The sequence below is a fragment of the Loigolactobacillus rennini DSM 20253 genome (assembly GCF_001436505.1).
Classification (GTDB): Bacteria; Bacillota; Bacilli; order Lactobacillales; family Lactobacillaceae; genus Loigolactobacillus; species Loigolactobacillus rennini.
In genome coordinates this window covers 1-26422 of record NZ_AYYI01000105.1, presented here as the reverse complement: position 1 = coordinate 26422, position 26422 = coordinate 1, and the positions used below count along the sequence as shown (strand labels likewise).

The following is a 26422-nucleotide window of genomic DNA, read 5'->3' as shown; positions in this document are numbered from 1 at the left end:
TCGTCAGGAGATGACCATCATGGCACCACGTTACCGCTGGTTAGTACGCGGCGCATTTTTAGGCTTTTTTATTTACTTGCACTTTTTTGCATTGGCGCCGTTTCGCTTTATTCTACTGAATACATTTTTAGGCTACATTCCCATTGAAATTGCCTTTCATTATGATCAAAAGCAGCCGCCGGCAATTATTTTCTGGTTGTTAGTAATTTTATGGCTATTATTTTATCCAAATGCGCCTTATTTATTAACCGATCTATTTCATTTATCCATGTTACATCCTTATGATCCAACCACTGGCCTGATCCGCTTTAACCTGCACATGTGGTTAGCTTATACTAACTTGATCGTCGCAGCATTAAGTTGTACAGTACTGGGTTTTTGGAGTATGGAACATACTATTCAAGCAGTCATTGTCCGCTTGCAATTGTCAGAAACAGCCATTACTAAAAGTATTTTTGTGATCTTGCTAACCTTTTTAACCTCCGTTGGTATTTTTATCGGACGTTTTTTAAGATTACATTCCATTTATTTACTACTCAAACCCACTCAGTTCATCCAACCGTTATTAGCGATGTGGCATCCAAGAATGCTGATTTTTGTTTTTCTGATGACATTAATTCAGTTAGTCATTTATGTTTGCTTGCAATTGTTTAAACAAACGACGCCCAATGCCAAAACGCTGACGAAACACACACAACAGTGAGCTAAAAATCATTCGGATTAAAAATACCTGTCATCCGCTTCTACCAAATTAGGCGCTGACAGGTATTTTTTATTGCTGAACATTAGCATTAAATTGTGTTTCAGTGGGTTTTATTCGCTGCAAACCATGTTTAGTCACTTTAAAAAAGCCAATTCGAACGCCTTTTTGCCGGTAAGCATGTCGCATCATGACTGTAAAAGTATGGTGGTACTCTGGAATTGCAACATACTGATAGCGTTGAATTTGTCTACGAAATTGACGTGGTGACTCATGGAAATTTTCTTGTGCAGTCGCTTTATCACTAAAAAAATAATATTTAGAAACAAAGCCTGCATAATAATCTGCTACATCCCCAATATGGGGATCCACCACTAAAATTTTGGTTTGATTGTAATGTCGCCAAGGTTGGGCAATCCGCTTTAATTGCAACGGAATGGTATTACGGTTATAGTGATTTGAAAAATTAGTTCCATTAATCTCTGAAAGCATCATAATAATTGAAAAGATCAGCAAAATAAACGTTGCAATTTGATAAAACTTTTTAGTGAAAATTGAATGGAATGTACGTAAATCACGTCTAGCAAATTGTTGCTCATATAATGCAAAATCCATGCTACGAACTAACATCATCGCACCGATAAACAGACATAAAATCACAACACTGGACATATAACGTTCATAACCATCCAAAACAATTGCTTCTTTATAAGGCATTGATAAGACATACATGCCGTATAAACTGCCAAAATATAGTAACATCATGACGTCCAATAATAGTAAATGACGCAATAAATGATTTTTAGTGTGGAAACCATGACGAATTAATATTGCAGCAATAATTAAAGTTAAATTGATAAGAATGATTCCCTGCACCGAAAGCGAATTTGGATTGAGCAACTGCAACACCATTTTATGCCCAATTTTAAGTGCTTTGCCGATCCCTTCTGTTGCCAGCCGGTGACTATAAGCCTGTGTACTAATTTCATGTTTTGATACTGTAAAAGTTTGATGAACATGATGCTGCCACCAAATGAATGGTCCGACACTGATCGCTAAAGCACTAGTGAAACGGTAAAGTACGCGCCAACTCCGACGTACCCAATGACCACGGGTGTATTTACACAAAATAAACAAAAAATAAATGGCAATAACAGCTACGAAAAAAGCTGCCGAATTTTTTACCAATAATAATACAGCGCTGAATAGCACCGTATGTAACCAAAGCAATAACGGTTTTTTACGGTACACAAAAATTCCCACTAAAGCAGCAACCGTTAAAATCGGCAACACATAATCAACTAACAAATTATTTAAACGAATCGCAATGTTAAAAACATAAGAAATTGTGATGGTAAAACACAGTACTAAAGACATTAAACCACGTGTACGGTCCCGTAGCACTGCAAAAATACTGTAAGACGCCGCCCAGATTAAAATAAACTGGGCAACTAACATAGTGCCATCACTAAAACCAACTAAACTAACAAATTGATTGATAAATAGCGCTGTTGCAGGCGGGTAAGAAGAAAATGAAATAATCGTATCCGTTGCACCTGGTAAATGCCCAGTAAAGTTTAAAAACTTAACAATTAGCGCCCAATGAGAAAAATTATCATAATGAACTAACGGACTTTGGTACAAGACAATTATCATGGCAAGGCCTAAACCAGCCAACCACACATCAAATAAATGTAAGCCTTCAAACTTCAAACGCGCTTTACCACGAGAAATTAGCATTAAGCGACTGCCATACAGAATCAAACCCAAACCAACAACAAACCAAATACCCCAGCGCAATAAATTTAACATTGCAAATACATACAAGGTTAAAATTTGCAATAAAATTGCTGTAATCCACGCTAAATAGGCATTAATTCCTAAGTAGCGCAAAGTACCACTATAACCAATTAGAGATAAGGCAAAAATCACCAGCCCTACTATCGCCATACCAAAGCCTCCGTCACTTTAATAAACATCACTGTTAAATTGCTTTAATCCCGCGTTAATCGGCTAATTTGCCGTTCAAATTTCTTAACCCGAACCATTAAGTTAGTGTAAAGTTCATCAAATGGTGTAATCCACGCATCTTGATTCAACGGCAGTGTTTTATTAAAGCCATTATAGATTAACTCTAAATAATAATTACGATTAACATCACTGGGTTCTAAAAGTTGTACACTATAAACTTGCTCAGCTTGCCTGCCACTTAAACGCATGATTTTGCCTTTTAAAGTGACAAAACGAAATTTAGTCTGTAATCGTAATTTTACCGTAGTCCCACGTTGCAACTGTTTTGCAATCTTTTTGTCTGCTGGCAAAATCAATGAAAACGATAGTCCACCCTCAGAAATATCATGGGTGCGTAATGGCAGCCAACGGTTTTCAGCCCAAACATCTCCCGCTACTAACCGCAAAAATCGCTCACTTTTACGGTAAACTGGACTCCCCATGGCAATAAATAAGCAAAAGCTTAAATTAACAAAATGCATTAGCAACCAAAATGTAATCACACTACCCACTAAAATTTCGGAACCAAATTTACCATAATTAAAATGAATGATGGCTATCAAAGTCAGTAGCCACAATAAAAGGTAGGGCAAACTGTACAATTTATCCAAAAGGGAGAAATTAACATTCTTTTCAGTTACTTTGAATTTTTTAGCCTTGATTCCTAACGTTTCTAAAATAACTGGCAAAAACAAATACGGCGCAAAAAATGTTTCTTGGATTTCACCCCAGCGTTCACTGCGAATCGAGCCCGAGGAATCTTTTAAAACATAATGCAATAAAAAATAGCCTGGTGCCCAAACAATCATTAAAATCCAAAAATTGGCCATCACGACTTGAATTTTAAACAGTGCATACAAAATGGGCGCAATAATATAAATAATTCGCCGGGAAAAGGACCACCAATATAAATAAGTATTGATTAAAATTAGCCGATTAGACCATGACAGTTGCCGGTTAAAAAAGATGTGTAAATTACGGCAACTTTGAATAACACCCCGTGCCCAACGCACTCGCTGTTTAATGACACCTTTTAAATCAATTGGTGTAATGCCACTTGACTGTGGTTTAGTGGTTGCTAAACTCATATAACCAGCCATATTAATTCTGGTCCCCAATTCAAAATCTTCCGTTAAAGTATCGGTTGGAAAGCCACCAACTTGATCCACAATTTTGCGCAAAAATAAGGCGTTAGAACCAGTGAACAAAGCGGTATTATTACGTCCGTTCAAAACATTAACATCTCGTGAGAAGAAATCTTGTTCGTTGGGAACAATTTTTTCTGAAAATAAATTAAATTGAAAAATATCAGCATTGTAAAAACTTTGCGGCGTCTGCACAAAGCCTAATGGTTGTACTGACTGCTCACCAGCGGCTAATTGTTTGAAATTTTGCATAAAAAGCGGGACAGTATCGTTTAAAAAACCCGAAAAAGGAATCATATCCGTATCAAAAACTGCAAATAATGGCGCATGTAAAAAAGTCAATGTATGGTTAAGGTTACCTGCTTTAGCATTCTGATTATGCGTCATACCAACATATTGAACATGATACTCAGCTGCTAAAGCTTTTACCTCAGCGCGATTGCTGTCATCAGAGATAACAATATTGAGTTTACTTTTATTTGGATAATCGATAAAAGTAGCCGCATTGACGGTTTTGCGCAATAATTCGACATCTTCATTATGGGTCACAATGATAATATCAACTGCGGGTAAAGGTTGACTGAAATCATAATCAGGAATTTTTAATTTAGCTTGATTTTTAACGGCTAGCATCCGAAAAAAGATCAAAATGAAAGCGGTTAAATTTGACATGACTTCACTGCCGACTAATAGCAAAGCAAAAATTAACGTAAATAATGGGGCGTGCCAAGGAATGGTAAATCCTAAGCGCCAAATTAGATAAATAACCGATAAAGCTACGGCTAAAAGATAAATAAACTTTTTAGTTATCGACATGTCGTCCCTCTTTAAAAATAACATCACGTTGAACCCAGTAGCTTAAGATAAATAACGTCAAATCAACTATAATTTTAGCAATTGTCGGCGTTAAACTACCGGCACTATCGGGTAAAATGCCTGTTACAACACTAGTAAAATAACCTGAAGCAAGCATTTGAACGACCAATAAGCACCCATATTTTAACAATGTCCGTTGCCCTGCATGACCAAAAACCAAATGATGGTTAATCAAATAATTAACTACTGCTGACAACGACCGAGCAATGATAGTTGCTACTAAAATATTACGCAACGAATGCACTTCAACTAGCATCATAATTAAACTAAATAAGCCAATGTCAATAAAAAATGAAATTAAACTACTGGCAGAAAATTTTAGGAAGCGCGAATAGATTGCAAGCGAGTCGCGAACCACGCGAAAATGCGAAGCACGGTTGCCATTTAAATAAATTGTTGGAATGGGTGTTTCTGTCACCGTTACACCGGCTGCTTTTGCTTTTAATAACATATCAAATTCAAATTCATAATGGTTCCCGGGAAAGTGAACCAATTGTTGCGCGTAAGCTACAGGAATGACACGCAAGCCAGTCTGTGTATCCGAAATATTTTGGTGCGTAAAAGTGCGCACTAAACCACTGGTTAATAAATTGCCAAAACGGCTGCGAAATGGAATTTTTTGGTTGAATTGGCGGGTACCAATGACTAAATGTTGGGGATTTTTTTGAAACTGCTGCAAACAGCTTTGCAATGCTGTCACTGTATGTTGACCATCACTATCCATAGTGGCAATACCGCGTATTTGCGGAAAATGTTGAAGACAATAATTCAGGCCCGTTTTTAAAGCGGCCCCTTTCCCTTGATTTTGCACGTGATGTAAAATATGTAGTTTAGGCTCATGGAACTGGGCCAATTTGTGAAAAATAGGTTGGTGAGAGTTATCACTGCCATCATCCACCACAACAAAGGCCAACAAATCACTTTGCACTTGCTGTAATTTCCGAATCAACTGAACTAATTGTTGATCCGGATTCAGCGCCGGAATTAACACCGCTACTTGAACCATTACCATAACCCTCCAAAAAACGACAACAGTACTAGACCAATTTATTTTAAAAATAAAACCAAGCAATTACAAGCAATGCGGTGCAAAATAGCAGGCCATTCGCATCGCGGATAGCCTGCTATAGGCATACATGCTTTTTATTACAATAAACTTAGTTTAACGTGGATACATCTTAAATTCCAGAAATTTATCATTGTAAACACCAATCATTTTCTGACCTAAATCAGCATAAACTTGCAGGCGGGCTAGCACTTTATCATTGGGATAAAATTGATGATCATTGCTAATTGACGCTGGTAATAAGTGTTGTGCACCTTGATTAGGTGTGGCATAACCGACGTAAGCCGCATTTTGCGCTGCATTTTCTGGCTTTAACATGAAATTTAAAAACGCATAAATGGCTTGATAATGTTTAGCCGTTTTAGGAATCACAAAATTATCAAACCATAAATTGCTTCCCTCACTAGGCACAACATAGTGTAAATGTTTATTATTGGCCATCATCTCAGCTGCCTCACCAGACCAAGTGACCGCCGCGGCCGCCTCATTTTGTGCCATGTACATTTTGATTTCATCAGCGACAATTGCTTTAACATTGGGCATTAACCGCTGCAACTTTTTCTTTGCCTGTTCTAAATCTGCTTGGTTAGTCGTATTGACTGATTTACCCTGAGTGATTAACGCCATTCCCATGATGTCACGGGCACTATCCACCAGCATCAGTTGATTACGTAATTTAGGCGACCATAAATCCTGCCAATGCTGAATTGCCTGGGAAGCGATCATTTGATCATTATATACAATGCCTAAAGTTCCCCAAAAATAAGGCAATGAATAGTGATTCCCACGATCAAAGCTTTGGTTTAAAAAGCGAGGATTCAATTGTTGCAGACCTTGAAGGCGCTTGTGATCAATTGGTTTTAATAAGTGAGCACGCCGCATTTTTTGAATCATGTAATCAGATGGCACTGCTAAATCATAATTAGTTCCACCTTGCTTAATTTTAGTAAACATAGCTTCATTACTATCAAAAGTTTCAATTTGAACTTGATAGCCAGTTTCTTTTTGAAACTTTTTTAATAATGCGGGGTCAATATAATCGCCCCAGTTGTACAATGTCAATTTGTGGTCAGCTTTCACCCCATTAGCAGCCCGTAATTGGCTACTGCCAAGTACTAATAATGCACAAACTGCTAAAATAGCTAGCGCAAAACTTATCAGTCGTTTCATGGTTTTATTTTCGCCTCCAACTGGTACCGCCTTTGCCTGCGTTTGGTCGTTGTATAGCGCGTCAATAAATAATAGCCAGCAATTAAAATTAAGGCAAAAAGAAACATTAAGGTAGATAACGCATTTACTTCTAAACTAATTCCCTGCCGTGCGCGCGCATAAATCTCTACTGACAACGTTTCGAATCCATTACCAGTTACAAAAAATGTTACGGCAAAATCGTCTAACGAATAGGTAAACGCCATAAAATAGCCAGCTAAAATACCGGGAGAAATAAACGGAAAAACCACTCGGGACAGTACTTGCCAATTTGTTGCTCCTAGATCCATTGCAGCATCCACCAATGATTGCCGCATTTCGTTTAACCGCGGCAAAATCATTAATACAACAATTGGAATTGAAAATGCAATGTGACTGAGTAAAACTGAATTGAACCCTAATTTAAATCCAAAAAAGGTAAAGAAAATTAGGAAACTCGCCCCAATAATGACATCCGGCGATACCATTAAGATATTGTTCAATGATAAAAGTGAATTTTTGAGCCAAATTCGCTTAACTTGATAAATCACGAGTGCTCCCAAAGTGCCAATAATTGTCGCTAATAAAGATGCCAATAATGCAATCAGCAACGTATCTAAAACAATTTGGATCATCCGTGTATCCGCAAATAATTCCGCATAATGTCGCCAAGAAAAACCGATGAAATGGGTCATGGTAGTTCCCTGGTTAAAGGAGTAAAATAACAAATAAAAAATGGGTGCATAAAGTAACGCAAAAACAAAAATTAAATATAAATGCCGCCAATGCCAGCCATGCATTTTCATTACTTATCGCCTCCCCGCTTACGCCGCTCACCGGTAACAAACATAATTAGAACCATTGCTAAAATCAGCACTACACCAATGGTTGACCCCATACCCCAGTTTTGGGTAACTAAAAAATGCTGCTCAATGGCCGTACCTAAAGTAATTACCTTATTTCCTCCAATTAACCGCGTTAGCATGAAAAGTGATAATGAAGGAATAAACACAGTCTGAATCCCCGTCTTAACACCATTTAACGTTAAGGGGAAAATTACTTTACTAAACGTTTGCCAATTAGTCGCCCCTAGATCACGACTAGCATTAATTAGCGATGGATTAAGTTCAGCAATAGCATTAAAAATTGGCAAAATCATAAAAGGGATTTCAATATATGCTGCCACCAACACAAAACTAGTATTAGTAAACAATAACTGTTGTGGACCAATACCAATAAAACGCAAAAAATGGTTGATCGCGCCATTTTGACTAAAGATACCAATAAATGCATAGGCTTTTAAGAGTAAATTAATCCACGTTGGTAAAATGATAAGTAACAGCCATAACTGTTTATGCCGCGTTTGATTTAATATATAAGCAGTGGGATAACTGATCACTAGTGTGAGTAAAGTAATCACAAAGGCGTACCAGATTGAGTTTAACGTCATTCGTAAATAAGTCCCAGAATGAAAATAAGTCTGGTAATTAGCCCAACTCATCTGACCACCGATAGTAAAAAATGACTGGTAAGCAATTAACACTAACGGTGCAATGACAAATAAAATAAGCCATATAATATAAGGCACTCCGTAAAAAGCACTATATTTTTTCATCGGCTTCCCCTTCATATTGCTCTAAGCGCGCATCAAATTCAGCCTCAGATTCGCCATAGCGCATCACGTGAATGTCTTCTGGCTCAAAATAAATACCGACTTGACGGCCTACTGTAGATTGATGAACTGAATGAATTAACCAATGATTACCAGCATGGTCATGACTCATGATCCCATAAATACTACCGCGGAAGACTTGTGTATCCACGGTCACGACTAAATTGCCTTGATCAACGCTGGTTAAATCTAAATCTTCAGGTCGTAAGACCACTTCAACTGGCTCATTGGGACGCATTCCTGCATCAACGCATTCAAAACATTGATGAACAAACTCAACCTGATGATCAGCGACCATTTTGCCTTTAACAATGTTGCTTTCACCAATAAAATTGGCCACAAAATGATTAATTGGTTCATCATAAATCGCTACTGGGCTACCTTGTTGCAAAATTTCACCGTTATTCATAACAAAAATCTCGTCGCTCATAGCTAAAGCCTCACCTTGATCATGCGTGACAAATAAAAAAGTAATTCCCAAGCGCTGTTGTAACTGCCGCAATTCAACCTGCATTGCCGTTCTTAATTTTGCATCCAATGCAGACAGTGGTTCATCCAGCAATAAAACCTCCGGCTCATTGACAATGGCCCGCGCAATCGCGACACGCTGTTGCTGGCCACCAGACAATTCATTAATTTCACGCTCAGCATAACCAGACAAACGTACTAATCGCAAAGCTTCCGACACTTTTTGTTTGATCACCGTTTTGGTTGTTTTTTTTAAAACTAATCCAAAAGCAACATTATCATAAACATTTAAATGAGGAAATAATGCATAATCCTGAAAAACCGTATTAATTTTGCGTTGATTTGCTGGAAGATCATTAATTCTTTTTCCTTTAAATGTGACAGTACCGGCACTCGCGTCAGTAAAGCCTGCTAAAATCCGTAGAATTGTGGTTTTACCGCAACCAGATGGGCCAAGCAGCGTATAAAATTTACCTTGCTCCAATTCAAAATCAATTTTCTTTAGAGAAACGGTATCCCCGTAACGTTTTTCGACCCCGTTAAATTTAATAATCGTATTAGCCACTATACCGTCACACTCCTTTTAATGACACAACTATTTTATTGTGCTAAACACAGTAATTTTAATTATAGACGAAGCAAAGTAATTTTCAAACCCTTGTGCCGCTTGTTTTGTCACCATGAAAAGGATTACAATGTGAGATAAACACAACGATCCAGGAGGCTTTAAAATGAAATACCGTGCACTCGAATTGCAGTTAAACGCTGGAAAAGTAACACCAACTTTTATTACACAAGAACAACCTAAACTACAAACTGACCAAGTTACCATCAAAGTGGCCTATTCTGATATTAATCATAAAGACTTCTTAGCACTAAATCCTAAAAGTGGTGTTTTAAGACACTACCCGCAAATTCCAGGTATTGATGCTGCTGGTGTTGTTGTTGCAAGTAATCAAGCCCATTTACCGTTGGGCCAAAAAGTTTTGATAACAGGTTTTGATTTGGGAATTAGTTGGCCAGGTGGTTACGCTGAATACATCACCGTCCCTGCCAAATGGGTAGTGAAACTGCCAACAAATCTAAGTCTCGCAATGGCAATGCAATACGGTACTGCTGGCTTCACCGCAGCTTTATCCGTACAAGCGTTATTAGCACAAACTTTATCTAAGCAGACACCACTTTTAATCACTGGCGCAACTGGTGGCGTTGGTGGATGGGCATTAGCTATTTTAAAACATTTGGGTTATCATCACTTAACTGCGGTGAGTCGACAAGCAGCAGCAACACCTTATTTGACCCATTTAGGTGCTGAACAAGTAATTACACCGGATGCATTGAAAACAATTCCAGCCAAACCACTGCAAAAACAGCGGTTTGGTGGTGTGATTGATGCTGTCGGTGGTGATTTATTGGCAGCCATCTTACCACAAGTTGCCTATGGTGGGCGCATCGCATTATCTGGCAATACCGGTGGCAATCAACTTAATACGACCACATTGCCGTTTATCCTGCGCCATGTACAATTAATCGGTATTGATTCTGTTTACTACCCTGCTAGTCAGCGCCAAGCCGTTTGGCAAAAACTAGCAACCTCATTCAAGCCCACGACGACTACATTAGCTTGTACAAAAATAGATTTTCAAGATTTAGCGACAACACTGCCAACTTTTACCACTAACAAGCCAACTGGTCGTTATTTAATTCGATTTTAACCTTGGTTAGATTCGATCCCACTTGCCAGTGACACAGATCAACTTGTGCCAACACCAAGCTTTGCCCTTAATTTGTTGTTAACACAACAAAACTGAGCAACTCAATATAATGAGTTGCTCAGTTTTTTAACTCTCATTCAGAATGAATCGATTTAGCTAGCTCACCGTACACGCGCAAAACTAATCTACATCTTCTCCCAATAAAAGTGCGTTTTCTGAGTAATTAACGTATTGACGTAATTTTGCAGCCAACGACCAAGTGATATAGCCCTGATCCACTAAAGTATGAATCCCCCGTCGTTCCGCAGCCAGCGCTTTAAAACGAATTTGACGCATCTGTTGGTCATAATCTGCACGTGGTGAGCGCCGCCCGGTTTGTTGGCGATTTAAATGCTTAATCTGTTCAATCCGGTTACGGTACCCAACAATAATTTGATAAATCACTTGCCGATTATAATGGGCAGCCTTAACTTCTGGACGCTTTAAATACTTCGACAAGGCTTTAATACCACCCTTTGCTGTTTCCTTTTCAATGTAGAGTCGTTCATTATAGTAAGGACCATTATATTGTGCGTGAACTAAATGTAAGCGTAAATGGCTTAAACGCGTTCCCAAACGATGCAACCTGGCAAAAAAATGCGGGCGCTGTAACTTATGGGGTAACGTCTCAACCAATCTTTGCCGAGATAAAATTTTCCTTTGAAATTTTTGGTAACTACGTTCTTGAATTTTACCAGAACGCCACAATTGTTCTAAAATATCTCCTTCGCCCTGCAGTGCAACCCGGCGCAGAGTTAATTCTTCATTTAAAAACGGGACTAATTGTTCTTCAGAACGATAAGCGACTTGTAACCGATGAATCATGCCTTGGTATTCATTGATTAAATCATAAACTACCCGTTGATTTTCTGGTCGCCGTTGACTTTCCAAATGATTAATTGCCACACGCATCGTATAGATTCGGGCTTGTGTTTCAGTTAACTGCTGTTTGTCTGCCGCAGCAACATCACGTTGCTCGTCTAAGTCTTCATCTGCTTTTGGCTCCGTCCCCCGCGTTGCAATCGCAACGTGTTGGCGCATTAATAGCGGGATAAAAATTACAGCCATCAAAAGACTTAAAATAATGACGCCAGCCGCAATAAACAGCATTAATGACCGTTCTGGAAAGGCAGCGCCCGATGCTAAAACATACGGAACCGACAAGACACCAGCCATCGTGATCGCACCCCGCACACCGGATAAGCCAGACAAAAGTGCAATTCGAAAATAGGGCCGCTGTTGTTTTTCCTTACCTTTTAAATGTTTAATGGTTAAATTAATCAACGTCCAAAAAACACGGATCAAAAATACGGCTAACCAAATTAAAACAACATCAAAAATCGCAATTGTTGTGCTATCACTAGGATTACGAATCGTTTGGTTCATCGCAATCGGTAATTCAATTCCCAAAATCAAAAAGACAATGCCATTTAACAAATAAATTGCGATATCCCAAGTCCGCTCAGTAACAATTTTTAATTCCGGTAAATAATCCATCAGTACTGGTTTAGAAAAATTGTAAACAATCCCGGCGCTGACAACCGCGATGACACCAGACGCGTGAAATAACTCTTCCACTAATAAATAAACAACAAACGGCGTAATGATCTGTAGAACTGTATGTAACACCACATCATTAATTCCTTGCTGCAATAAAAAAGTACGCAATAATTGCAACAAAGCCATAATGACCATACCTAGCAAAGCGCCGACGATCGAAATGTATAAAAAATCCCCTGTTGCTTGTTGCCAAGAAAAAAAGCCCGTTACAGTCGCCGCAATCCCGTATTTAAAACCAATCAGCCCACTAGCATCATTGATTAAGCTTTCTCCGCTAACCAAATGTAACACACTGTTAGGCAGGTCAGCCTGTTTTGAAATAGATTGCACTGCGATTGGATCAGTAGGTGAAATGATTGCTGCTAATGCAATGCTAGCAGCTAACGGTAAATCTGGAACTAAAAAATGAATGAACCAACCACCTAAAAAGGTAGTGACAAAAACTAGGACAATCGCGTTCATAATGATCGGTCCACGCAATGCCCACAACTCTTGTTTTGGAAAATGCCGCCCGTCATTAAATAACAATGGCGCAATAAATAATAACATAAACCAATCTGTTTTAAGTGGAATGGTCACTTTAAATAAAACTGCAAGCAATAAGCCAGCAGCAATTTGAATCAAACTAACGGGTAAAAAATTTAAGTAATGGCTGACAATGTTTGATAACAAAACAACGGCAACCAACATAATAACGGCCTCAATCAAGGTCATCGCAATCCCACCTTGCCTTAACGATTCAAAACCATACGTTAAAAAAGAATAGGATTATGACAGAAATTGTTTGCCATAATCCCCCAAATTAATCAATTAAATCTTCACCTAAAATCCGAACTTCTGGCTGTAAAGCAACGCCAAATTGATCAAAGACGACAGCTTGTACATCCCGAATTAAATGAATATAATCTGTCGCCGTTCCGTGGCCTAAATTAACCATAAAGCCAGCGTGTTTTAAGGAAACTTGAACATCACCACAAGTGTGTCCTTGCAGACCAGCCTCATGAATTAATTTACCAGTGAAATAGCCATGCGGCCGTTTAAAAACACTCCCGCAAGATGGATATTCCAGGGGCTGCTTTGCAGCTCGGCGTTGATTAAGAGCTGCCATTTTTGCTTTAATCACTTTTTGCTCACCGGGCTGTAACCGATAAGTCGCCGCTAAAACAATACTATTATCGTCTTGGATTTGACTATGCCGATAAGAAAAATGTAAAGCAGTCTGATCAAATTCACTAATTTTACCATTAGGTAATAAAACCGTAGCGCTTTGAATGGCGTCTTTCATTTCACCACCGTAGGCACCGGCGTTCATGAAAACCGCGCCGCCAACACTACCGGGAATACCAGCTGCAAATTCTAAACCAGTTAAACCTGCATCTGCAGCAGCAACAGTAGCATCAATCAGCTTAGCACCTGCTTGTGCATAAACTAAATTACCTTGAACACTAATTTGTGCCATTTTGGTTAAAATTAATACCATTCCCCGGATGCCACCATCTTTAACAATCAAGTTACTGGCATTACCAATAATAGTTAGGGGCAAATGTTGCTTTTGCGCATACTGCATTAAAGTCTGAACTTCTACCGCTGTCTTCGGAAAGGCTAGAATATCCGCCTTTCCACCGGTTTTTGTATAAGTATAATGACTCAGCGCTTCAGCTTCACGAATATCAATTTGCGGAAATAATTCTTTTATCGTTGGGTTTACTTGCGACATACCGCCACAGTCCTTTCCGAATTTAGTCCAACAATTTATTTTAGCATGAAAAAAATAGTTTTAATAGTCCTGCTCAAACCCAAGTCCATGATGACAGCTTTTGTTTCGGCTAGAACTCTTGTAAAATAAAGGGGTAGATAAAAACTTAAATAAAGGAGTTACCAACATGAAGTTTATTTCATGGAACGTCAATGGCTTACGTGCAATTGTTAAGAAAAATTTTATGGATGTTTTTAAACAACAAGATGCAGACTTCTTTTGCGTTCAGGAAACCAAATTACAAGCTGGGCAAATCGACTTAACTTTACCTGGTTACCATCAATATTGGAATTATGCTGAACGTAAAGGCTATTCTGGTACAGCAATTTTCACTAAACACGAACCGTTAAACGTGACTTATGGTATGGGCATAGCCGAACATGATCAAGAAGGTCGGCTAATCACCTTGGAATACCCGAATTTTTATTTAATTACCTGCTACACGCCTAATTCACAAACCAAACTTAAGCGCTTAGATTACCGAATGTCTTGGGAAGATGCTTTTCGCAGCTATTTGAACACATTGGCACAACAAAAACCAATTATCTTTTGTGGCGATCTCAATGTTGCACACCAACCGATTGATTTAAAAAATGATCGCACAAATCATCATAATGCTGGCTTTTCTGATGAAGAACGTGCCAAATTCACGCGACTTCTAGAAAATGGCTTCACTGATACCTTCCGCTATTTTTACCCGGATCAAATCACTTATTCATGGTGGAGCTATCGCTTTAATGCCCGTAAAAATAATGCAGGTTGGCGAATTGATTATTTCATCACTTCCAATCAGTTACAACCACAATTGGAAGACGCTGCAATTTTAACAGATATTATGGGGTCCGACCATTGTCCAGTAGAACTGCTTACCAAACCAACTTTTAAGCTTTAGTGCTTTACAAATAGACGTTTTATTTTTATAATGACGGCAATTCTTTTACGAAATAGGTGAAATAAATGAACTTCGTCGCAATGGATTTTGAAACCGCAAATGGCAAACGTTACAGCGCTTGTTCAGTTGCTTTAACCGTTGTGCGCAATGACCAAATTGTTGATGAATTTTATTCTTTAATCAAACCAGATACACCGTTTTTTTGGCGGAATACCAAAATTCACGGCATTCATACGCAAGACGTTGCAGATGCGCCTGATTTCCCAACGCTTTGGCCACACATTGCCCCATTATTCCAGCGTGATCGCTTAATTGTCGCACACAACGCGATGTTTGATATCAGTGTCTTACGCCAAAGTTTACAGCACTACAATTTACAGACACCACAATATCTTGCCTTAGATACTGTACGTACTAGTCGTAAATTTTATCCAGAATTTACTAACCATAAATTGAATACCATCTGTGAAAAATTAAATATTCAGTTACAACATCACCATAACGCGCTGGATGACAGTCGCGCTTGTGCTAACATCCTATTATCCGAGGCAAAAAAATTTGGGATTGAACAACTAAAACCATTTGTTAAAGTTGTTGCATAAAGTTCATGTTTTAGTGCGTTGGCGCTTTTCATTACGTTTAGCTGTCCTAATTAAACAAATCAAAATCGGGCTGTACTATAAGCAACTTATAGTGCAGTCCGATTTTTAATCACAAATATACTATATAAATCGTGTGCTATCAGTTGGTACACGTGCTCAACGCTAGTTTTGCCCTTTCATACTTGATTATCTTAAATTAAACAAAAAGTACCGTTAGTGTTGACGTGATACCATACCTTAGCTTGATGTACGATTCTGTTTTTCGAATTATTCCTACTTAATTTTGCACCATGGCCAAATGTAAAACCGTCTGAAAACCTGCTTTTTGATCAAAATAACCTAACTCGGCTTTACCCTCTACTTTAAAACCTAAGCTACGATACAAATGATAAGCACGTTGATTGCGTTCTTGGACAGTCAATTCTAAACGTCTGATCAATGAATTTTGTTGCGCCCAAGTTAAAATATTTCTGAGCAAGACAGTCCCTAAACCCTGTCCCCAAAAAGCGCGCAAAACAGCTACTCCCACTTCACCAATATGTGCAATTTCTGGCGTCTGACTTGCCGTAACACGAATAAAGCCAACTAATTGACCGTCAAATTCAGCAACAAATAATTGATTATTATTAGTGGCTAAGAGTAGACGTAATTGTTGGGCTTCTTCAGTAACGGATAATTGTAAGCTGGATGACTCTACTAATAAAAATGGCGTCTCTTGATTAAGCTGTTTTAAAAGTGTCAATAGTGCTGCTGCGTCAGTTGGCTTAACTTGGCGAATTGTCACTTCTTCACTCATAATTTCGCCTGTAACTGTGTTACTAACTGTACATAACGCTTACCATGAGGGCTAAAAGTCAACTCGCGCAACTGTGGATTGTCAGTTGATTTAGTAAAACTGATTTCAAGGTAAGTCTCTGGCCATTCATCCTGAATAAATTGTGGCCATTCAACAACAGAAACACCATCGCCACCGAAGTATTCTTCCAAACCTAATTCATCACCGCCACCATTTTCCAACCGATAAACGTCCATGTGATATAACGGCAGTCGGCCAGAAGAATACTCACGAATTAACGTAAAGGTAGGGCTTTTAACATATTGTTGAATGCCCAAACCGCTTGCCAATCCTTTAGTAAAAGTAGTTTTGCCAGCGCCTAAATCACCTTGTAATAAGATAACATCACTAGGCTTTACCATTTGCCCTAATTGCTTGCCCACCTGTTGTGTAGCAGCTGCACTAGCGACTTGATAACGGAACATAATGTCACGTCCTCATTTAATTTTTCTTCATTATAACAAACAATCATCTGCAGCAAAAATCACATGATGGTTAATCTGATATACGCCCAAAGTCAAAACTAAAAAATGGTACCAAACGTTATTAACGTGTTGGTACCACAGTAAAATGCAATTAAACTAACGTTTGTGCTGCCGTAATGATCGCTAATTTATAGACGTCTTCTTGACTAGCACCACGTGACAGATCAGAAACAGGCTGATTTAGTCCTTGTAAAACCGGCCCAATGGCTTCAAAACCGCCAAACCTCTGAGCAATTTTATAGCCGATATTGCCGGATTGTAACTCTGGGAAAACAAATACGGTGGCTTGACCGGCAACCTTAGAATCTGGTGCTTTTTGTTTGGCAACTTTAGGGACAAAAGCAGCATCAAATTGCAATTCACCATCAATAGCATAATCTGGAGCCGCCTGTTGTGCTAACTTTGTAGCCTCTTGAACTTTAGTAACCATTTCCCCTTTAGCTGAGCCTTTGGTAGAAAAACTTAGCATGGCAACATGTGGTTCAATATCGAATAAAGCTGCCGTTTTGGCAGAAGTCACTGCAATTTCTGCCAATTCTTGTGCGTTAGGGTCCAAGTTAATGGCACAATCAGCAAACAAATAACGTTGATCACCTTTTTGCATGATAAATGCGCCACTGGTCCGACTGATACCAGGCTTTGTCTTAATGATTTGTAAAGCTGGGCGCACCGTATCACCAGTTGCATGTACGGCACCAGAAACCATACCGTCCGCTAAACCTGTATAAACCAACATCGTACCAAAATAATTTTCGTCTAATAACATTTTTTGTGCTTGTTCTGCTGTATTTTTACCTTTGCGCCGTTTAACAAAAGCTGCTACTAAATCATCAAAGTTAGTTGCAGTTGCAGGATTGATCAATTCAAGCCCAGTTAAATCAAATTGATTTTTTGCCGCAACTTGTTTAATTTTGGCAGGATCACCTAACACAATTGCGTGCAACAAATTTTCTTTTTGTAAACGGGCAGCAGCACCTAACACCCGGGCCTCAGTACCTTCTGGAAAAACAATTTTAATCTGTTTACCACTAATTTTCTGAGTCAAACTATCAAATAAATTCACAATAAACCCTCCATTTAGTTACTACTACGATGATACAACGCTTACATTAAAAATAACAGCCTAAATTTTTAGGCTGATGGTTGATCCGGCGCCACATGCGTTGGCAAACGCCAATCAATCGGCTTTTCACTAAATTTTTCCAATGCTGCATTTGTTTTTGAAAATGGCCGCGAACCAAAGAAACCATAGCGCGCAGCAAAGGGACTAGGATGAGAAGCAGTCAACACGACATTTTTACTTTCATCGATTAAAGTACGTTTTGATTTAGCCGCTTTGCCCCATAAAATAAAGACCACTTTACCCCGTTCTGACAATTTTTCAATTGCTTTATCTGTTAGGCGCTCCCAACCTTTCCCTTTATGTGAAAATGCTTGACCACGCCGGACGGTTAATACTGAATTCAACAATAAAACCCCTTGATCCGCCCAAGGCTTTAAATAACCATGATTTACTGGTGGAATACCTAAATCATCCTGTAACTCTTTATAAATATTTTGTAAAGAAGGTGGCAAGTGTACCCCTGGCCGAACCGCAAAACTAACACCCATACCTTGATTGGGATTATGGTATGGATCTTGCCCTAAAATCACGACTTTAACTTTAGAAAACGGCGTCCATTCAAAAGCCGTAAAAATATGGTACATATCCGGATAAATGGTTTGTGTTGCATATTCGTGTTTTAAAAATTGATGTAGTTGTGCATAATAAGCTTGTGCAAATTCTGGCTCTAAAACCTTTTGCCAGTCATTATGGATAATCGTTTTCACTATTAACACCTCACTAATTAGTTTAACGATTTTTGACATTAATTACCACTTTCTTTAGTTTTTCAGTTGTTAAATTGGCAATAACCCTTCACAGTCATTTCGTCTCTACCTAAAAATATGCTAAACTAAGATGAATAGAAACGGAGGAATCACTGTGATCGCTCTTATCGCCTCTGATATGGATGGCACATTACTAAACGAAAAAATGACAGTCCCACCAGAAAACGCAGCAGCCATCAAAACTGCTGCGCAACACGGCGTTAAATTTATTGTTGCAACCGGGCGCAGCTACAATGAAGCTAAACCTTTAATTGAAAAAGTAGGCATTCATACCCCAATTATTGCAATGAATGGCGCTCAAGTTTTTGACGAAGACGGGCAAATTTTAAATACTGTTCCCATTCCTAAAACAACCGTTAAACAAATTTTCCTGCGCTTAAAAGCGAACGGGTTATATTTTGAAGTGATGACTGATCATGGGACAGTTTCAGATAGTAAAGTGAACCGGATCGAAAATGTCGCCGCGTTATTAGTCGATCTGAAAACAACAGATAGCTTTAAAATAGCGGTTTCTCTTGCTTCTGCTAGGTTAGAACTCATGAATATCAACTATGTTGACTCTTATCAAACCTTGTTAACAGATAGTGCTGTTAATATTTTAAAAGTGATCGCCTTTAGTCCTAAAAAACAAGCTGTATTAGCACCAATTGCCACTGAATTAGAGCAAATCGGCAACCTGGCAATCACAGCTAGTTCTGCCAGTAATATCGAAATTAATCACATTAACGCTCAAAAAGGGGCAGCTTTGGCAAGTTATGCTAAAAGTTTAAACATCCCCTTAACGCAAGTCATGGCAATTGGAGACAATTTAAACGACGCATCAATGTTACAAACAGCACACATTAGTTTCGCAATGGGTAATGCAACTCCTGAAATTAAACAGTGTGCACGTTACTTAACTGACACTAATGTCAATCATGGTGTCGCAAAAGCTATTCAACGCGTGTTGCAGACTAAATTAAGTTAAAGTTCAGGTATTAAAAGAGGTGGCACGACTTGCTGCGGTTATATATCAAAGAACAATTAATGGCAACAAAGGGTGTGCCAATTATTGTCCGTGATGAAAAAAATGTCCCCGTCTACTTAATTACTGGGCGTTGGGGCCTACGTCAAGACGCTTTTACCTTATATAAAATCGATGGTAGCTACGTTGCGGAAATCAAACAGACTACGCTAGGTTTGTTCCCTCGGTTCGACCTTTATCTAGGTAAACAAAAAGTCGGTTCTGTCAAAAAAATGTATGGTGTTTGGCACCAATTTCAATTCGTCAGTGATTTAAATTGGATTATTATGGGTGACTTAATGAACCACCACTACAAGATTTATCACCGCACCAAAACGCTATTAACTATGGATAAAGCAATTTTATCTGATGGTGACTACTATGAACTGGCGATTACTTATGAACAAGATGCACCAATTTGTTTATTACTCAGTCTAATTCTTGATCATTGGTCTGTGCGCCGTGATAAATCACCAATTAAGCGTGGCTTTGCCAACCCAATGTATAACACTTAAGCACCCCCTTGCTGTCTTTCTAATACAAAAAGCACGTGAGCCAACTGATAGCTGTTTGTTTTCACAGTTATCACGCTTTGACTCACGTGTTTTTTAAACAACTTGATAATGCATTGCCTGTTGCTGATAAGTCGGTAATTCGTCGGCACTTGCACGAATAAAATGCCCAGGTACAACTTCAACTAACTGGCGTTTCTTATCGTCTCCTTCGTATAATGTAGCGTCGTAGGCAATCGCCTGGCGTTTTCTTTCATATTCTGGATCAGGTACTGGTACTGCAGACAGTAAACTCTTAGTATAAGGATGCAACGGATTGGCATAGATTTCGTCCGCTGGCGCAATTTCCATTAAACGCCCGTAGTGAATGACACCGATCCGATCTGAAATGTACTTAACCATTGACAAATCATGCGCAATAAATAAATAAGTCAGTTCATGTTGTGCTTGTAGATCCTGCAGTAAATTCACAACCTGTGCTTGAATTGAGACGTCTAACGCTGAAATTGGCTCATCTGCAATAATAAATTCTGGTTCCACCGCCAACGCTCGGGCAATCCCAATCCGCTGTCGCTGGCCGCCTGAAAATTCATAAGGATACCGTGTTGCATGATCAGGATTTAATCCGACTACCTCTAACAAATGAGCCACACGATCATCACGATCTTGATTGCTTGTTGCTAAATGGTGGACGTCAATTCCTTCTGCAATGATATCTTTAACTTTCATCCGCGGATTCAAAGATGCATAAGGATCTTGAAAAATCATCTGCATCTGCTGGCGAAACTGTAAACGCGTTGCGGCAGATTTTAATTGGCTGATATCTTGCCCATGAAACAAAATTTTCCCCGCAGTCGGTTCATAAAGGTGAATGATGCTGCGGCCCACTGTTGTTTTACCTGATCCCGATTCGCCCACCAAACCAAAAGTTTCTCCTTGATAAATCGCAAAAGAAATGTCATCAACTGCTTTCACTTCATCTGGTTTACCTACATTAAAATATTGTTTTAAATTTTTAACTTGTAATATCTGCTCACGCTCAGCCAAGATAATTCCTCCCTGAATTCAACGTTACTTCGCAGCGCTAAATGGATCTAGCTGCTGTACTTTAGTGGCGAAATGTTTTTGGTAAAATTGTTGTCGCCGCAAAATTTCTGGTGGTGGTGTTACCTGGGGTGCGTTAGGGTGTAGTAACCAAGTGGCTGCAGCATGAGTAGCTGTCACTGCAAAAAAAGGCGGTTCTTGTTGGCAATCTATTTTTAATGCATAGGGATTACGTGGTGCAAACGCATCACCCTTGGGTGGATCGAGCAAATCTGGCGGTGTGCCTGCAATGGCAGCCAAGCGGTGCGATTTAGTGTCTAGTGTCGGCATTGAGTTGATCAAGCCCCAAGTATAGGGATGTTTAGGATCATAAAAAATCTCATCCACTAACCCAATTTCAACAATTTTACCTGCATACATCACCGCAACACGATCTGCCATCCCGGCAACCACCCCTAAATCATGCGTTATAAATATAATTGATGTATCGATTCTCTTTTGCAGCTCTTTCATTAACTTTAAAATTTGTGCTTGAATCGTCACATCTAACGCTGTTGTCGGCTCATCTGCAATTAAAATCTTGGGATTGTTAACCAATGCCATTGCAATGACAATCCGTTGCCGCTGTCCACCTGAAAATTGATGAGGATAATCTTTCATCCGAGCACTAGCGTTTTGAATGCCGACTAATTCCAAAACTTCTTTAGTCCGTACCATCGCCTGTTTGCGTGACATTTCTTTATGGATACGCAGTGGTTCTGACACTTGCTTGCCAATTGTCATGGTAGGATCTAGTGATGTCATCGGATCTTGGATAATTTCTGCAATGTCATTGCCATTAATCTGTGCCATTTCTTTAGGCGTTGCCTTTAACAAGTCCTGACCAGCAAACTTAATCGTGCCACTTTTAATTTTGGCATTATTAGCCAGCAACCCCATAATCGCCTTGGTGGTGACACTTTTACCTGAACCAGTTTCACCAACAATTGCTAGGATCTCACCTTTGTGCAAATCAAAACTGACACCACGTACGGCTTGCACATCACCGGCAAAAGTCGTAAAACTAACTGCTAGATCATTCACTTCTAAAATATTAGTCATCAGCTTTACCCCCTTGCTTGTGGATCAAATGCATCTCGCAACCCATCAGCGAGTAAATTAAAAGCAATCATGATGATGGATAAAATAATCGCTGGATACCACATTTGATAAGGTAAAAAGCGGAATGTTTTGTAGCCATCATTTAACAAAGTCCCCAGTGACGCATTTGGCGCACTGATTCCAATACCGATAAAGCTTAAGAAAGCTTCAAAGAAAATCGCAGTTGGAATTGTGAACATCAATTGAATAATAATGGTGCTGGATAAGTTAGGCAATAAGTGTTTCAAAGCAATTTTTCTTGTCGGTTCACCTAGTGTTCGCGCAGCTAAAATAAATTCTTGTTCTTTTAGTTTCAAAGTTTGGGCACGGACCAACCTTGCCATAGTAATCCAACCTGTAATAGCGATCGCCATACTAATCGAAAAAATACCGGGTTTAAAGACCACAATCATTAAAATCACCACAACTAAATTAGGTACAGAGGAAATAATTTCTAAAATCCGCTGCATCACGTTATCGACTTGTCCGCCGTACCATCCGGAAAACATCCCGTAGGCAACCCCGATAACTAAATCTACAAACGTGGCAACAAACGCTACTAACAAGGAAATCCGCGTGCCAAATAAAATCCGAGATAGCAAATCACGTCCAAGGTAATCTGTTCCTAAAATGTAATAAGTTCCTTTAGGCACACCAGCTTGTTGATAAGCATCCACCATTGTCCCGGCAACTTTTGCTTTACCATCAAACCCCCAAAAGCCATTGCCAATTTTAGGCGGCAAATTGGCATAAGCCGCATTTTGCGCGTTAGGACTGTGGGGTGAAAACCAAATCGATCCCACTGCCAGGGCGATGATTAATAATAAAACCGCTAAGGAAAACACCGCTGCTTTATTCTTTTTTAATCGGCGCCAAGCATCCTGTAAAAAGGTCAATGCTGGTGTGGCAATTCGTTCTTTATTAAGCTGATCGCGGGCTTTTAATGGCTCAAAAACATCTTTTGTTAAATTTAATTTTTCTTCTACCATTAAGCATTAACCTCATTTCCACTCAATCTAATTCTTGGATCAATAATGCCGTATAGAATATCGACGATCAAAATGACAACCACTAGCATTAAGGAATACAGCATGGTTACACCCATGATTGTTGGATAATCATTGGTTGTAATCGACTTAACAAATTGCTCACCAATTCCCGGAATGGAAAAAATGTTTTCTACCACCATGGAACCAGTCATTAGGTTGACAACTAACGGTCCGGCTAGCGTAATGACAGGAATTAAACTGTTACGTAGTGCATGCCGCCAAACGACACCAGCTTGGGTTAAGCCTTTGGCTCGGGCTAACATGACATAATCACTATTCAGAACATCAATCATCTCTGTTCGCATGAACCGAGCAGTTTCAGCTAAAGGCATCATCGCCAAAGCAATGGTTGGTAAAATGCTGGCACTAAAATTATTCCATAACGCGATGGGAAATAATTTTAATTTAAAACCTAAAACATACTGCAGTAACACAGCAAAAATGAAGTTAGGAATTGACATCCCTAAAATAGCCAACAAAGTCGTTAAAGTATCCACCCAAGTATTTTTACGAATTGCCGCAATGGCCCCTAAAAGAATCCCTAACAGCGACCCGACAATCATCGCTTGAATTCCTAACTGTAGTGACGGCCCAATCCGAGTAGCAATTAAATAAGCCACTGGCTGGTCGGAAAACTGAAATGAAATGCCTAAGTTGCCTTTAAACATTCCGGCAATGTAAAGGATATATTGCAACCAAACTGGCCGATTTAAACCGTACTGTTTGTTCATCATCTGAATTTGCGAAGGCGACATTTTAGCTTGGTTTTGATAAGGTGTTCCCGGTAGCAACTTCATCAAGAAAAAGGTAATCGTCGCAATTAAAAATAACGTTAATACCATATAAAGTATTCGCTTAATAATGTATTTACGCATCGGCAAAACTCCTATTCTAGCCAGTGATTTAACTGACACTAATAACCACTCAATAATCTAATATAATATGAAGAAACAGGGTGAGATTCAGCAAGCTGAGCTACCCTGCTTCATGGCACGACCATTTATTTAGCAATGTATGTGGTCTTGTAATCGTAGCTGGCACCTGTTTGATGGTAAATAATTCCTTTTACTTTTGGATTCAATAAGTGGAATTCATTCTTCTGATAAATTGGCGCAATCCCTTGATCATCTAACAATGTCGTCTCAGCGCTTAATAAATTTTGCCAACGTGCCTGCGCATTCGCAGCGTTTTTGTTCTTTGAATCAGAAATGGCTCGATCATAGCTTGCATTATGCCATTTACCATTATTGTAAGAATTTTTACTGGTCATTAAATCTAGAAATGTGATCGGATCACCAAAATCACCATTCCAAGCTGTCATGACTAAATCAAATTTGCCACTTTCAGAACGTGATAACCGTGTTTTAAAAGGTAAATTTTGATTAGACACTTTTAACCCAGGTAATTTTTCCATACTATTTTGCATGTATTCAAGTATTTTTTTAGAACCATCGGTATCGTCACCCATTAAATTAACGCTTAGTTTCTTAATACCAACTTCCTTTTTACCTTGTGCCCAAAGTTTCTTGGCCTTTTTTAAATTATCGTTAACTGCCGACTGTTTTGTTTTAGCTTTAGCTTGAGCAGAAAAATCTTTGCCTGATTCAGGATCACTGGCTAATCCTTGTGGGACAAAGCTCTTAGCTGCAGTTGAACCATCAGATAACACGTTTTTAGCTAATTTATTGCGATCAATGGTTAGTGAAATGGCTTGCCGAATCTTTTTATTCTTAAACGCTGGTATTTTCTTTTGGTTATATTCCAAATAAAAAGTCGATGCTTGCTTACGGATCACTTTGTCTTTATTATTAGCTGATTGCTTTGCCATTTCACTAGAAAGTGTGACATCGTCTAGATCATTGCTCTGGTATAAATTAAGTGCGGTAGAAGGATCTTTAATGGCCTGGTATTGAATTTTATGGAGCTTAACCTTGTTTTTATCCCAATAAGTTTTGTTTTTGACCAACGTCCATTTCAAACCAGTACCATTCCATTTAGTCAGCCGAAATGGGCCATTATAAACTTGCTTGGCTGAAGTGGTTCCGTATTTAGAGCCGTACTTTTTAACGATTTTCTCATTTTGTGGATAGAATGTAGGGTTAGCCATTAGCAAATTAAAGTATGGAATTGGCTTTTCTAATGTGACTTGCAAGGTGTAATCGTTCAACGCCTTAACCCCTAATTCACTAGGTGCCTTTTTCCCATTTGCGACTGCCGTTGCGTTTTTAATTCCCTCAAATAAAAATGCATATTGCGAAGCAGTTTTAGGATTAACCGTTCGTTGCCAAGAATAGACAAAATCTTTGGCAGTTACCGGATCACCGTTACTCCATTTCGAATGGCGCAAATGAAAGGTATACTGCAAACCATTATTTTTAGCCTTCACAACTGAAGTTGCAACCGCTGGAATTGGCTTATTTTTACTGGTTAACCGGTATAAGCCTTCGTTGGTGTTGTTTAAAACAGTCGCTGCATAAAGGTCGGTCATTTTTGAATTGTCCATTGTTGTCAATTCAGTAGAAATCATGGTCCGAAACGTCTGGTTTTTTGCCAATTTAGCTGCTTGTACTTGACCACTATTACCAATAAAAGGTCCAATTAATAATCCTGCAGCTGCAACTAACCCAAGCTGCTTTGTCTTTTTCAACTTCATCTGAACACCCACCTTGTATTATTAGAAATACTTTCCTAAAAACTTATCAATCTTTAATGTTTACTATTCTATATGGCAGATTGCAAGAAATAACTTGAACAAATTTAGTAACGCAGATTACG

24 protein-coding genes are annotated in these 26422 nt (G+C 38.9%); 6 read left to right on the top strand and 18 right to left on the bottom strand.

All coding sequences use genetic code 11. The features are described 5' to 3' along the window. Nucleotides 1–19: 19 nt before the first annotated feature. Nucleotides 20–703, top strand: a complete 684-nt coding sequence (locus tag FC24_RS10900) for a DUF1361 domain-containing protein (RefSeq protein ID WP_057874871.1) — start codon at nucleotides 20–22, stop codon at nucleotides 701–703. Nucleotides 704–772: 69 nt separating this feature from the next. Here the strand turns inward: FC24_RS10900 and FC24_RS10895 are convergent, their stop codons facing one another. The 7 genes from FC24_RS10895 to FC24_RS10865 all read right to left on the bottom strand — a co-directional run bounded on the left by FC24_RS10895 (nucleotide 773) and on the right by FC24_RS10865 (nucleotide 9690). Then, nucleotides 773–2650: a glycosyltransferase family protein gene (locus tag FC24_RS10895; RefSeq protein ID WP_057874870.1), complete on the bottom strand. Its 1878-nt coding sequence runs from the start codon at nucleotides 2648–2650 to the stop codon at nucleotides 773–775. 44 nt (nucleotides 2651–2694) lie between these two features. Continuing rightward, nucleotides 2695–4671, bottom strand: coding sequence for a glycosyltransferase family 2 protein (locus FC24_RS10890; protein WP_057874869.1), 1977 nt, complete (start codon nucleotides 4669–4671; stop codon nucleotides 2695–2697). Beyond that, nucleotides 4658–5737: a bifunctional glycosyltransferase family 2/GtrA family protein gene (locus FC24_RS10885; RefSeq protein ID WP_057874868.1), complete on the bottom strand. Its 1080-nt coding sequence runs from the start codon at nucleotides 5735–5737 to the stop codon at nucleotides 4658–4660. Before FC24_RS10885 ends, FC24_RS10890 begins: the two co-directional genes overlap by 14 nt. Nucleotides 5738–5893: 156 nt before the next feature. Further along, the gene (locus tag FC24_RS10880; protein ID WP_057874867.1) at nucleotides 5894–6967 is read right to left on the bottom strand and encodes an ABC transporter substrate-binding protein; all 1074 of its coding nucleotides are present in this window, start codon (nucleotides 6965–6967) and stop codon (nucleotides 5894–5896) included. Continuing rightward, nucleotides 6964–7791: an ABC transporter permease gene (locus tag FC24_RS10875; protein ID WP_057874866.1), complete on the bottom strand. Its 828-nt coding sequence runs from the start codon at nucleotides 7789–7791 to the stop codon at nucleotides 6964–6966. Before FC24_RS10875 ends, FC24_RS10880 begins: the two co-directional genes overlap by 4 nt. Then, the gene (locus FC24_RS10870; protein WP_057874865.1) at nucleotides 7791–8600 is read right to left on the bottom strand and encodes an ABC transporter permease; all 810 of its coding nucleotides are present in this window, start codon (nucleotides 8598–8600) and stop codon (nucleotides 7791–7793) included. Before FC24_RS10870 ends, FC24_RS10875 begins: the two co-directional genes overlap by 1 nt. Beyond that, nucleotides 8587–9690, bottom strand: coding sequence for an ABC transporter ATP-binding protein (locus tag FC24_RS10865; RefSeq protein WP_057874864.1), 1104 nt, complete (start codon nucleotides 9688–9690; stop codon nucleotides 8587–8589). The genes FC24_RS10870 and FC24_RS10865 overlap by 14 nt, the downstream gene beginning before the upstream one ends. Nucleotides 9691–9856: 166 nt before the next feature. On the opposite strand from FC24_RS10865, the gene FC24_RS10860 reads away from it, so the two are divergent. Next, nucleotides 9857–10840, top strand: a complete 984-nt coding sequence (locus FC24_RS10860; protein WP_057874863.1) for a YhdH/YhfP family quinone oxidoreductase — start codon at nucleotides 9857–9859, stop codon at nucleotides 10838–10840. Nucleotides 10841–11020: 180 nt separating this feature from the next. On the opposite strand, the gene FC24_RS10855 is transcribed toward FC24_RS10860, so the two are convergent. Together FC24_RS10855 and murB are read right to left on the bottom strand one after the other, a co-directional pair. Continuing rightward, nucleotides 11021–13153, bottom strand: a complete 2133-nt coding sequence (locus FC24_RS10855) for a cation:proton antiporter (RefSeq protein ID WP_057874862.1) — start codon at nucleotides 13151–13153, stop codon at nucleotides 11021–11023. A gap of 88 nt (nucleotides 13154–13241) precedes the next feature. Then, entirely contained in the window at nucleotides 13242–14156 is a 915-nt protein-coding gene (murB, locus tag FC24_RS10850; protein WP_057874861.1) for a UDP-N-acetylmuramate dehydrogenase, read from the bottom strand. A gap of 166 nt (nucleotides 14157–14322) precedes the next feature. On the opposite strand from murB, the gene FC24_RS10845 reads away from it, so the two are divergent. Next, nucleotides 14323–15087 carry an exodeoxyribonuclease III gene (locus FC24_RS10845; RefSeq protein ID WP_057874860.1) on the top strand — a complete coding sequence of 255 codons (765 nt, stop codon included), beginning with the start codon at nucleotides 14323–14325 and terminating at the stop codon, nucleotides 15085–15087. A 65-nt stretch (nucleotides 15088–15152) separates the two neighbouring features. After that, nucleotides 15153–15689, top strand: coding sequence for a 3'-5' exonuclease (locus FC24_RS10840; protein WP_057874859.1), 537 nt, complete (start codon nucleotides 15153–15155; stop codon nucleotides 15687–15689). Between the two features lie 277 nt (nucleotides 15690–15966). Here FC24_RS10840 and FC24_RS10835 read toward each other — a convergent pair whose 3' ends face one another. The 4 genes from FC24_RS10835 to FC24_RS10820 all read right to left on the bottom strand — a co-directional run bounded on the left by FC24_RS10835 (nucleotide 15967) and on the right by FC24_RS10820 (nucleotide 18839). After that, the gene (locus tag FC24_RS10835; RefSeq protein ID WP_057874858.1) at nucleotides 15967–16485 is read right to left on the bottom strand and encodes a GNAT family N-acetyltransferase; all 519 of its coding nucleotides are present in this window, start codon (nucleotides 16483–16485) and stop codon (nucleotides 15967–15969) included. After that, on the bottom strand, nucleotides 16482–16949 hold the full coding sequence (gene tsaE / locus FC24_RS10830) for a tRNA (adenosine(37)-N6)-threonylcarbamoyltransferase complex ATPase subunit type 1 TsaE (protein ID WP_057874857.1): 468 nt from the start codon (nucleotides 16947–16949) through the stop codon (nucleotides 16482–16484). Before tsaE ends, FC24_RS10835 begins: the two co-directional genes overlap by 4 nt. Nucleotides 16950–17100: 151 nt before the next feature. Then, nucleotides 17101–18072, bottom strand: coding sequence for a phosphate acetyltransferase (pta, locus tag FC24_RS10825; RefSeq protein WP_057874856.1), 972 nt, complete (start codon nucleotides 18070–18072; stop codon nucleotides 17101–17103). 68 nt (nucleotides 18073–18140) lie between these two features. Beyond that, nucleotides 18141–18839 carry a uracil-DNA glycosylase gene (locus FC24_RS10820; RefSeq protein WP_057874918.1) on the bottom strand — a complete coding sequence of 233 codons (699 nt, stop codon included), beginning with the start codon at nucleotides 18837–18839 and terminating at the stop codon, nucleotides 18141–18143. A gap of 154 nt (nucleotides 18840–18993) precedes the next feature. Here FC24_RS10820 and FC24_RS10815 point away from each other — a divergent pair, with 154 nt between their 5' ends. Together FC24_RS10815 and FC24_RS10810 are read left to right on the top strand one after the other, a co-directional pair. Next, nucleotides 18994–19866: a Cof-type HAD-IIB family hydrolase gene (locus FC24_RS10815; RefSeq protein ID WP_057874855.1), complete on the top strand. Its 873-nt coding sequence runs from the start codon at nucleotides 18994–18996 to the stop codon at nucleotides 19864–19866. A 29-nt stretch (nucleotides 19867–19895) separates the two neighbouring features. Then, entirely contained in the window at nucleotides 19896–20417 is a 522-nt protein-coding gene (locus FC24_RS10810; RefSeq protein WP_057874854.1) for an LURP-one-related/scramblase family protein, read from the top strand. A 93-nt stretch (nucleotides 20418–20510) separates the two neighbouring features. Here the strand turns inward: FC24_RS10810 and FC24_RS10805 are convergent, their stop codons facing one another. The 5 genes from FC24_RS10805 to FC24_RS10785 all read right to left on the bottom strand — a co-directional run bounded on the left by FC24_RS10805 (nucleotide 20511) and on the right by FC24_RS10785 (nucleotide 26300). Next, complete coding sequence (locus tag FC24_RS10805) at nucleotides 20511–21461, bottom strand: ABC transporter ATP-binding protein (protein WP_057874853.1); 951 nt, start codon at nucleotides 21459–21461, stop codon at nucleotides 20511–20513. A gap of 24 nt (nucleotides 21462–21485) precedes the next feature. After that, nucleotides 21486–22559 carry an ABC transporter ATP-binding protein gene (locus tag FC24_RS10800; RefSeq protein WP_057874852.1) on the bottom strand — a complete coding sequence of 358 codons (1074 nt, stop codon included), beginning with the start codon at nucleotides 22557–22559 and terminating at the stop codon, nucleotides 21486–21488. 5 nt (nucleotides 22560–22564) lie between these two features. Continuing rightward, a complete protein-coding gene (gene opp3C, locus FC24_RS10795) occupies nucleotides 22565–23587 on the bottom strand; it encodes an oligopeptide ABC transporter permease (protein WP_057874851.1) in 1023 nt (340 codons plus the stop codon). Continuing rightward, nucleotides 23587–24522 (bottom strand): oligopeptide ABC transporter permease, encoded by a 936-nt coding sequence (gene opp3b, locus FC24_RS10790; RefSeq protein ID WP_057874850.1) that lies wholly within the window; start codon nucleotides 24520–24522, stop codon nucleotides 23587–23589. The genes opp3C and opp3b overlap by 1 nt, the downstream gene beginning before the upstream one ends. 125 nt (nucleotides 24523–24647) lie before the next feature. After that, the gene (locus FC24_RS10785) at nucleotides 24648–26300 is read right to left on the bottom strand and encodes a peptide ABC transporter substrate-binding protein (protein ID WP_057874849.1); all 1653 of its coding nucleotides are present in this window, start codon (nucleotides 26298–26300) and stop codon (nucleotides 24648–24650) included. Nucleotides 26301–26422: the final 122 nt, after the last annotated feature.

Coding starts and splice junctions, on each gene's coding strand:
- FC24_RS10835 (WP_057874858.1), bottom strand. CDS start 16,485: ATGAGTGAAGAAGTGACAATTCGCCAAGTTAAGCCAACTGACGCAGCA.
- FC24_RS10845 (WP_057874860.1), top strand. CDS start 14,323: ATGAAGTTTATTTCATGGAACGTCAATGGCTTACGTGCAATTGTTAAG.
- FC24_RS10800 (WP_057874852.1), bottom strand. CDS start 22,559: ATGACTAATATTTTAGAAGTGAATGATCTAGCAGTTAGTTTTACGACT.
- FC24_RS10860 (WP_057874863.1), top strand. CDS start 9,857: ATGAAATACCGTGCACTCGAATTGCAGTTAAACGCTGGAAAAGTAACA.
- FC24_RS10900 (WP_057874871.1), top strand. CDS start 20: ATGGCACCACGTTACCGCTGGTTAGTACGCGGCGCATTTTTAGGCTTT.
- FC24_RS10895 (WP_057874870.1), bottom strand. CDS start 2,650: ATGGCGATAGTAGGGCTGGTGATTTTTGCCTTATCTCTAATTGGTTAT.
- FC24_RS10890 (WP_057874869.1), bottom strand. CDS start 4,671: ATGTCGATAACTAAAAAGTTTATTTATCTTTTAGCCGTAGCTTTATCG.
- FC24_RS10880 (WP_057874867.1), bottom strand. CDS start 6,967: ATGAAACGACTGATAAGTTTTGCGCTAGCTATTTTAGCAGTTTGTGCA.
- FC24_RS10840 (WP_057874859.1), top strand. CDS start 15,153: ATGAACTTCGTCGCAATGGATTTTGAAACCGCAAATGGCAAACGTTAC.
- tsaE (WP_057874857.1), bottom strand. CDS start 16,949: ATGTTCCGTTATCAAGTCGCTAGTGCAGCTGCTACACAACAGGTGGGC.
- opp3b (WP_057874850.1), bottom strand. CDS start 24,522: ATGCGTAAATACATTATTAAGCGAATACTTTATATGGTATTAACGTTA.
- FC24_RS10875 (WP_057874866.1), bottom strand. CDS start 7,791: ATGAAAATGCATGGCTGGCATTGGCGGCATTTATATTTAATTTTTGTT.
- FC24_RS10785 (WP_057874849.1), bottom strand. CDS start 26,300: ATGAAGTTGAAAAAGACAAAGCAGCTTGGGTTAGTTGCAGCTGCAGGA.
- FC24_RS10855 (WP_057874862.1), bottom strand. CDS start 13,153: ATGACCTTGATTGAGGCCGTTATTATGTTGGTTGCCGTTGTTTTGTTA.
- FC24_RS10870 (WP_057874865.1), bottom strand. CDS start 8,600: ATGAAAAAATATAGTGCTTTTTACGGAGTGCCTTATATTATATGGCTT.
- FC24_RS10885 (WP_057874868.1), bottom strand. CDS start 5,737: ATGGTTCAAGTAGCGGTGTTAATTCCGGCGCTGAATCCGGATCAACAA.
- murB (WP_057874861.1), bottom strand. CDS start 14,156: ATGTCGCAAGTAAACCCAACGATAAAAGAATTATTTCCGCAAATTGAT.
- opp3C (WP_057874851.1), bottom strand. CDS start 23,587: ATGGTAGAAGAAAAATTAAATTTAACAAAAGATGTTTTTGAGCCATTA.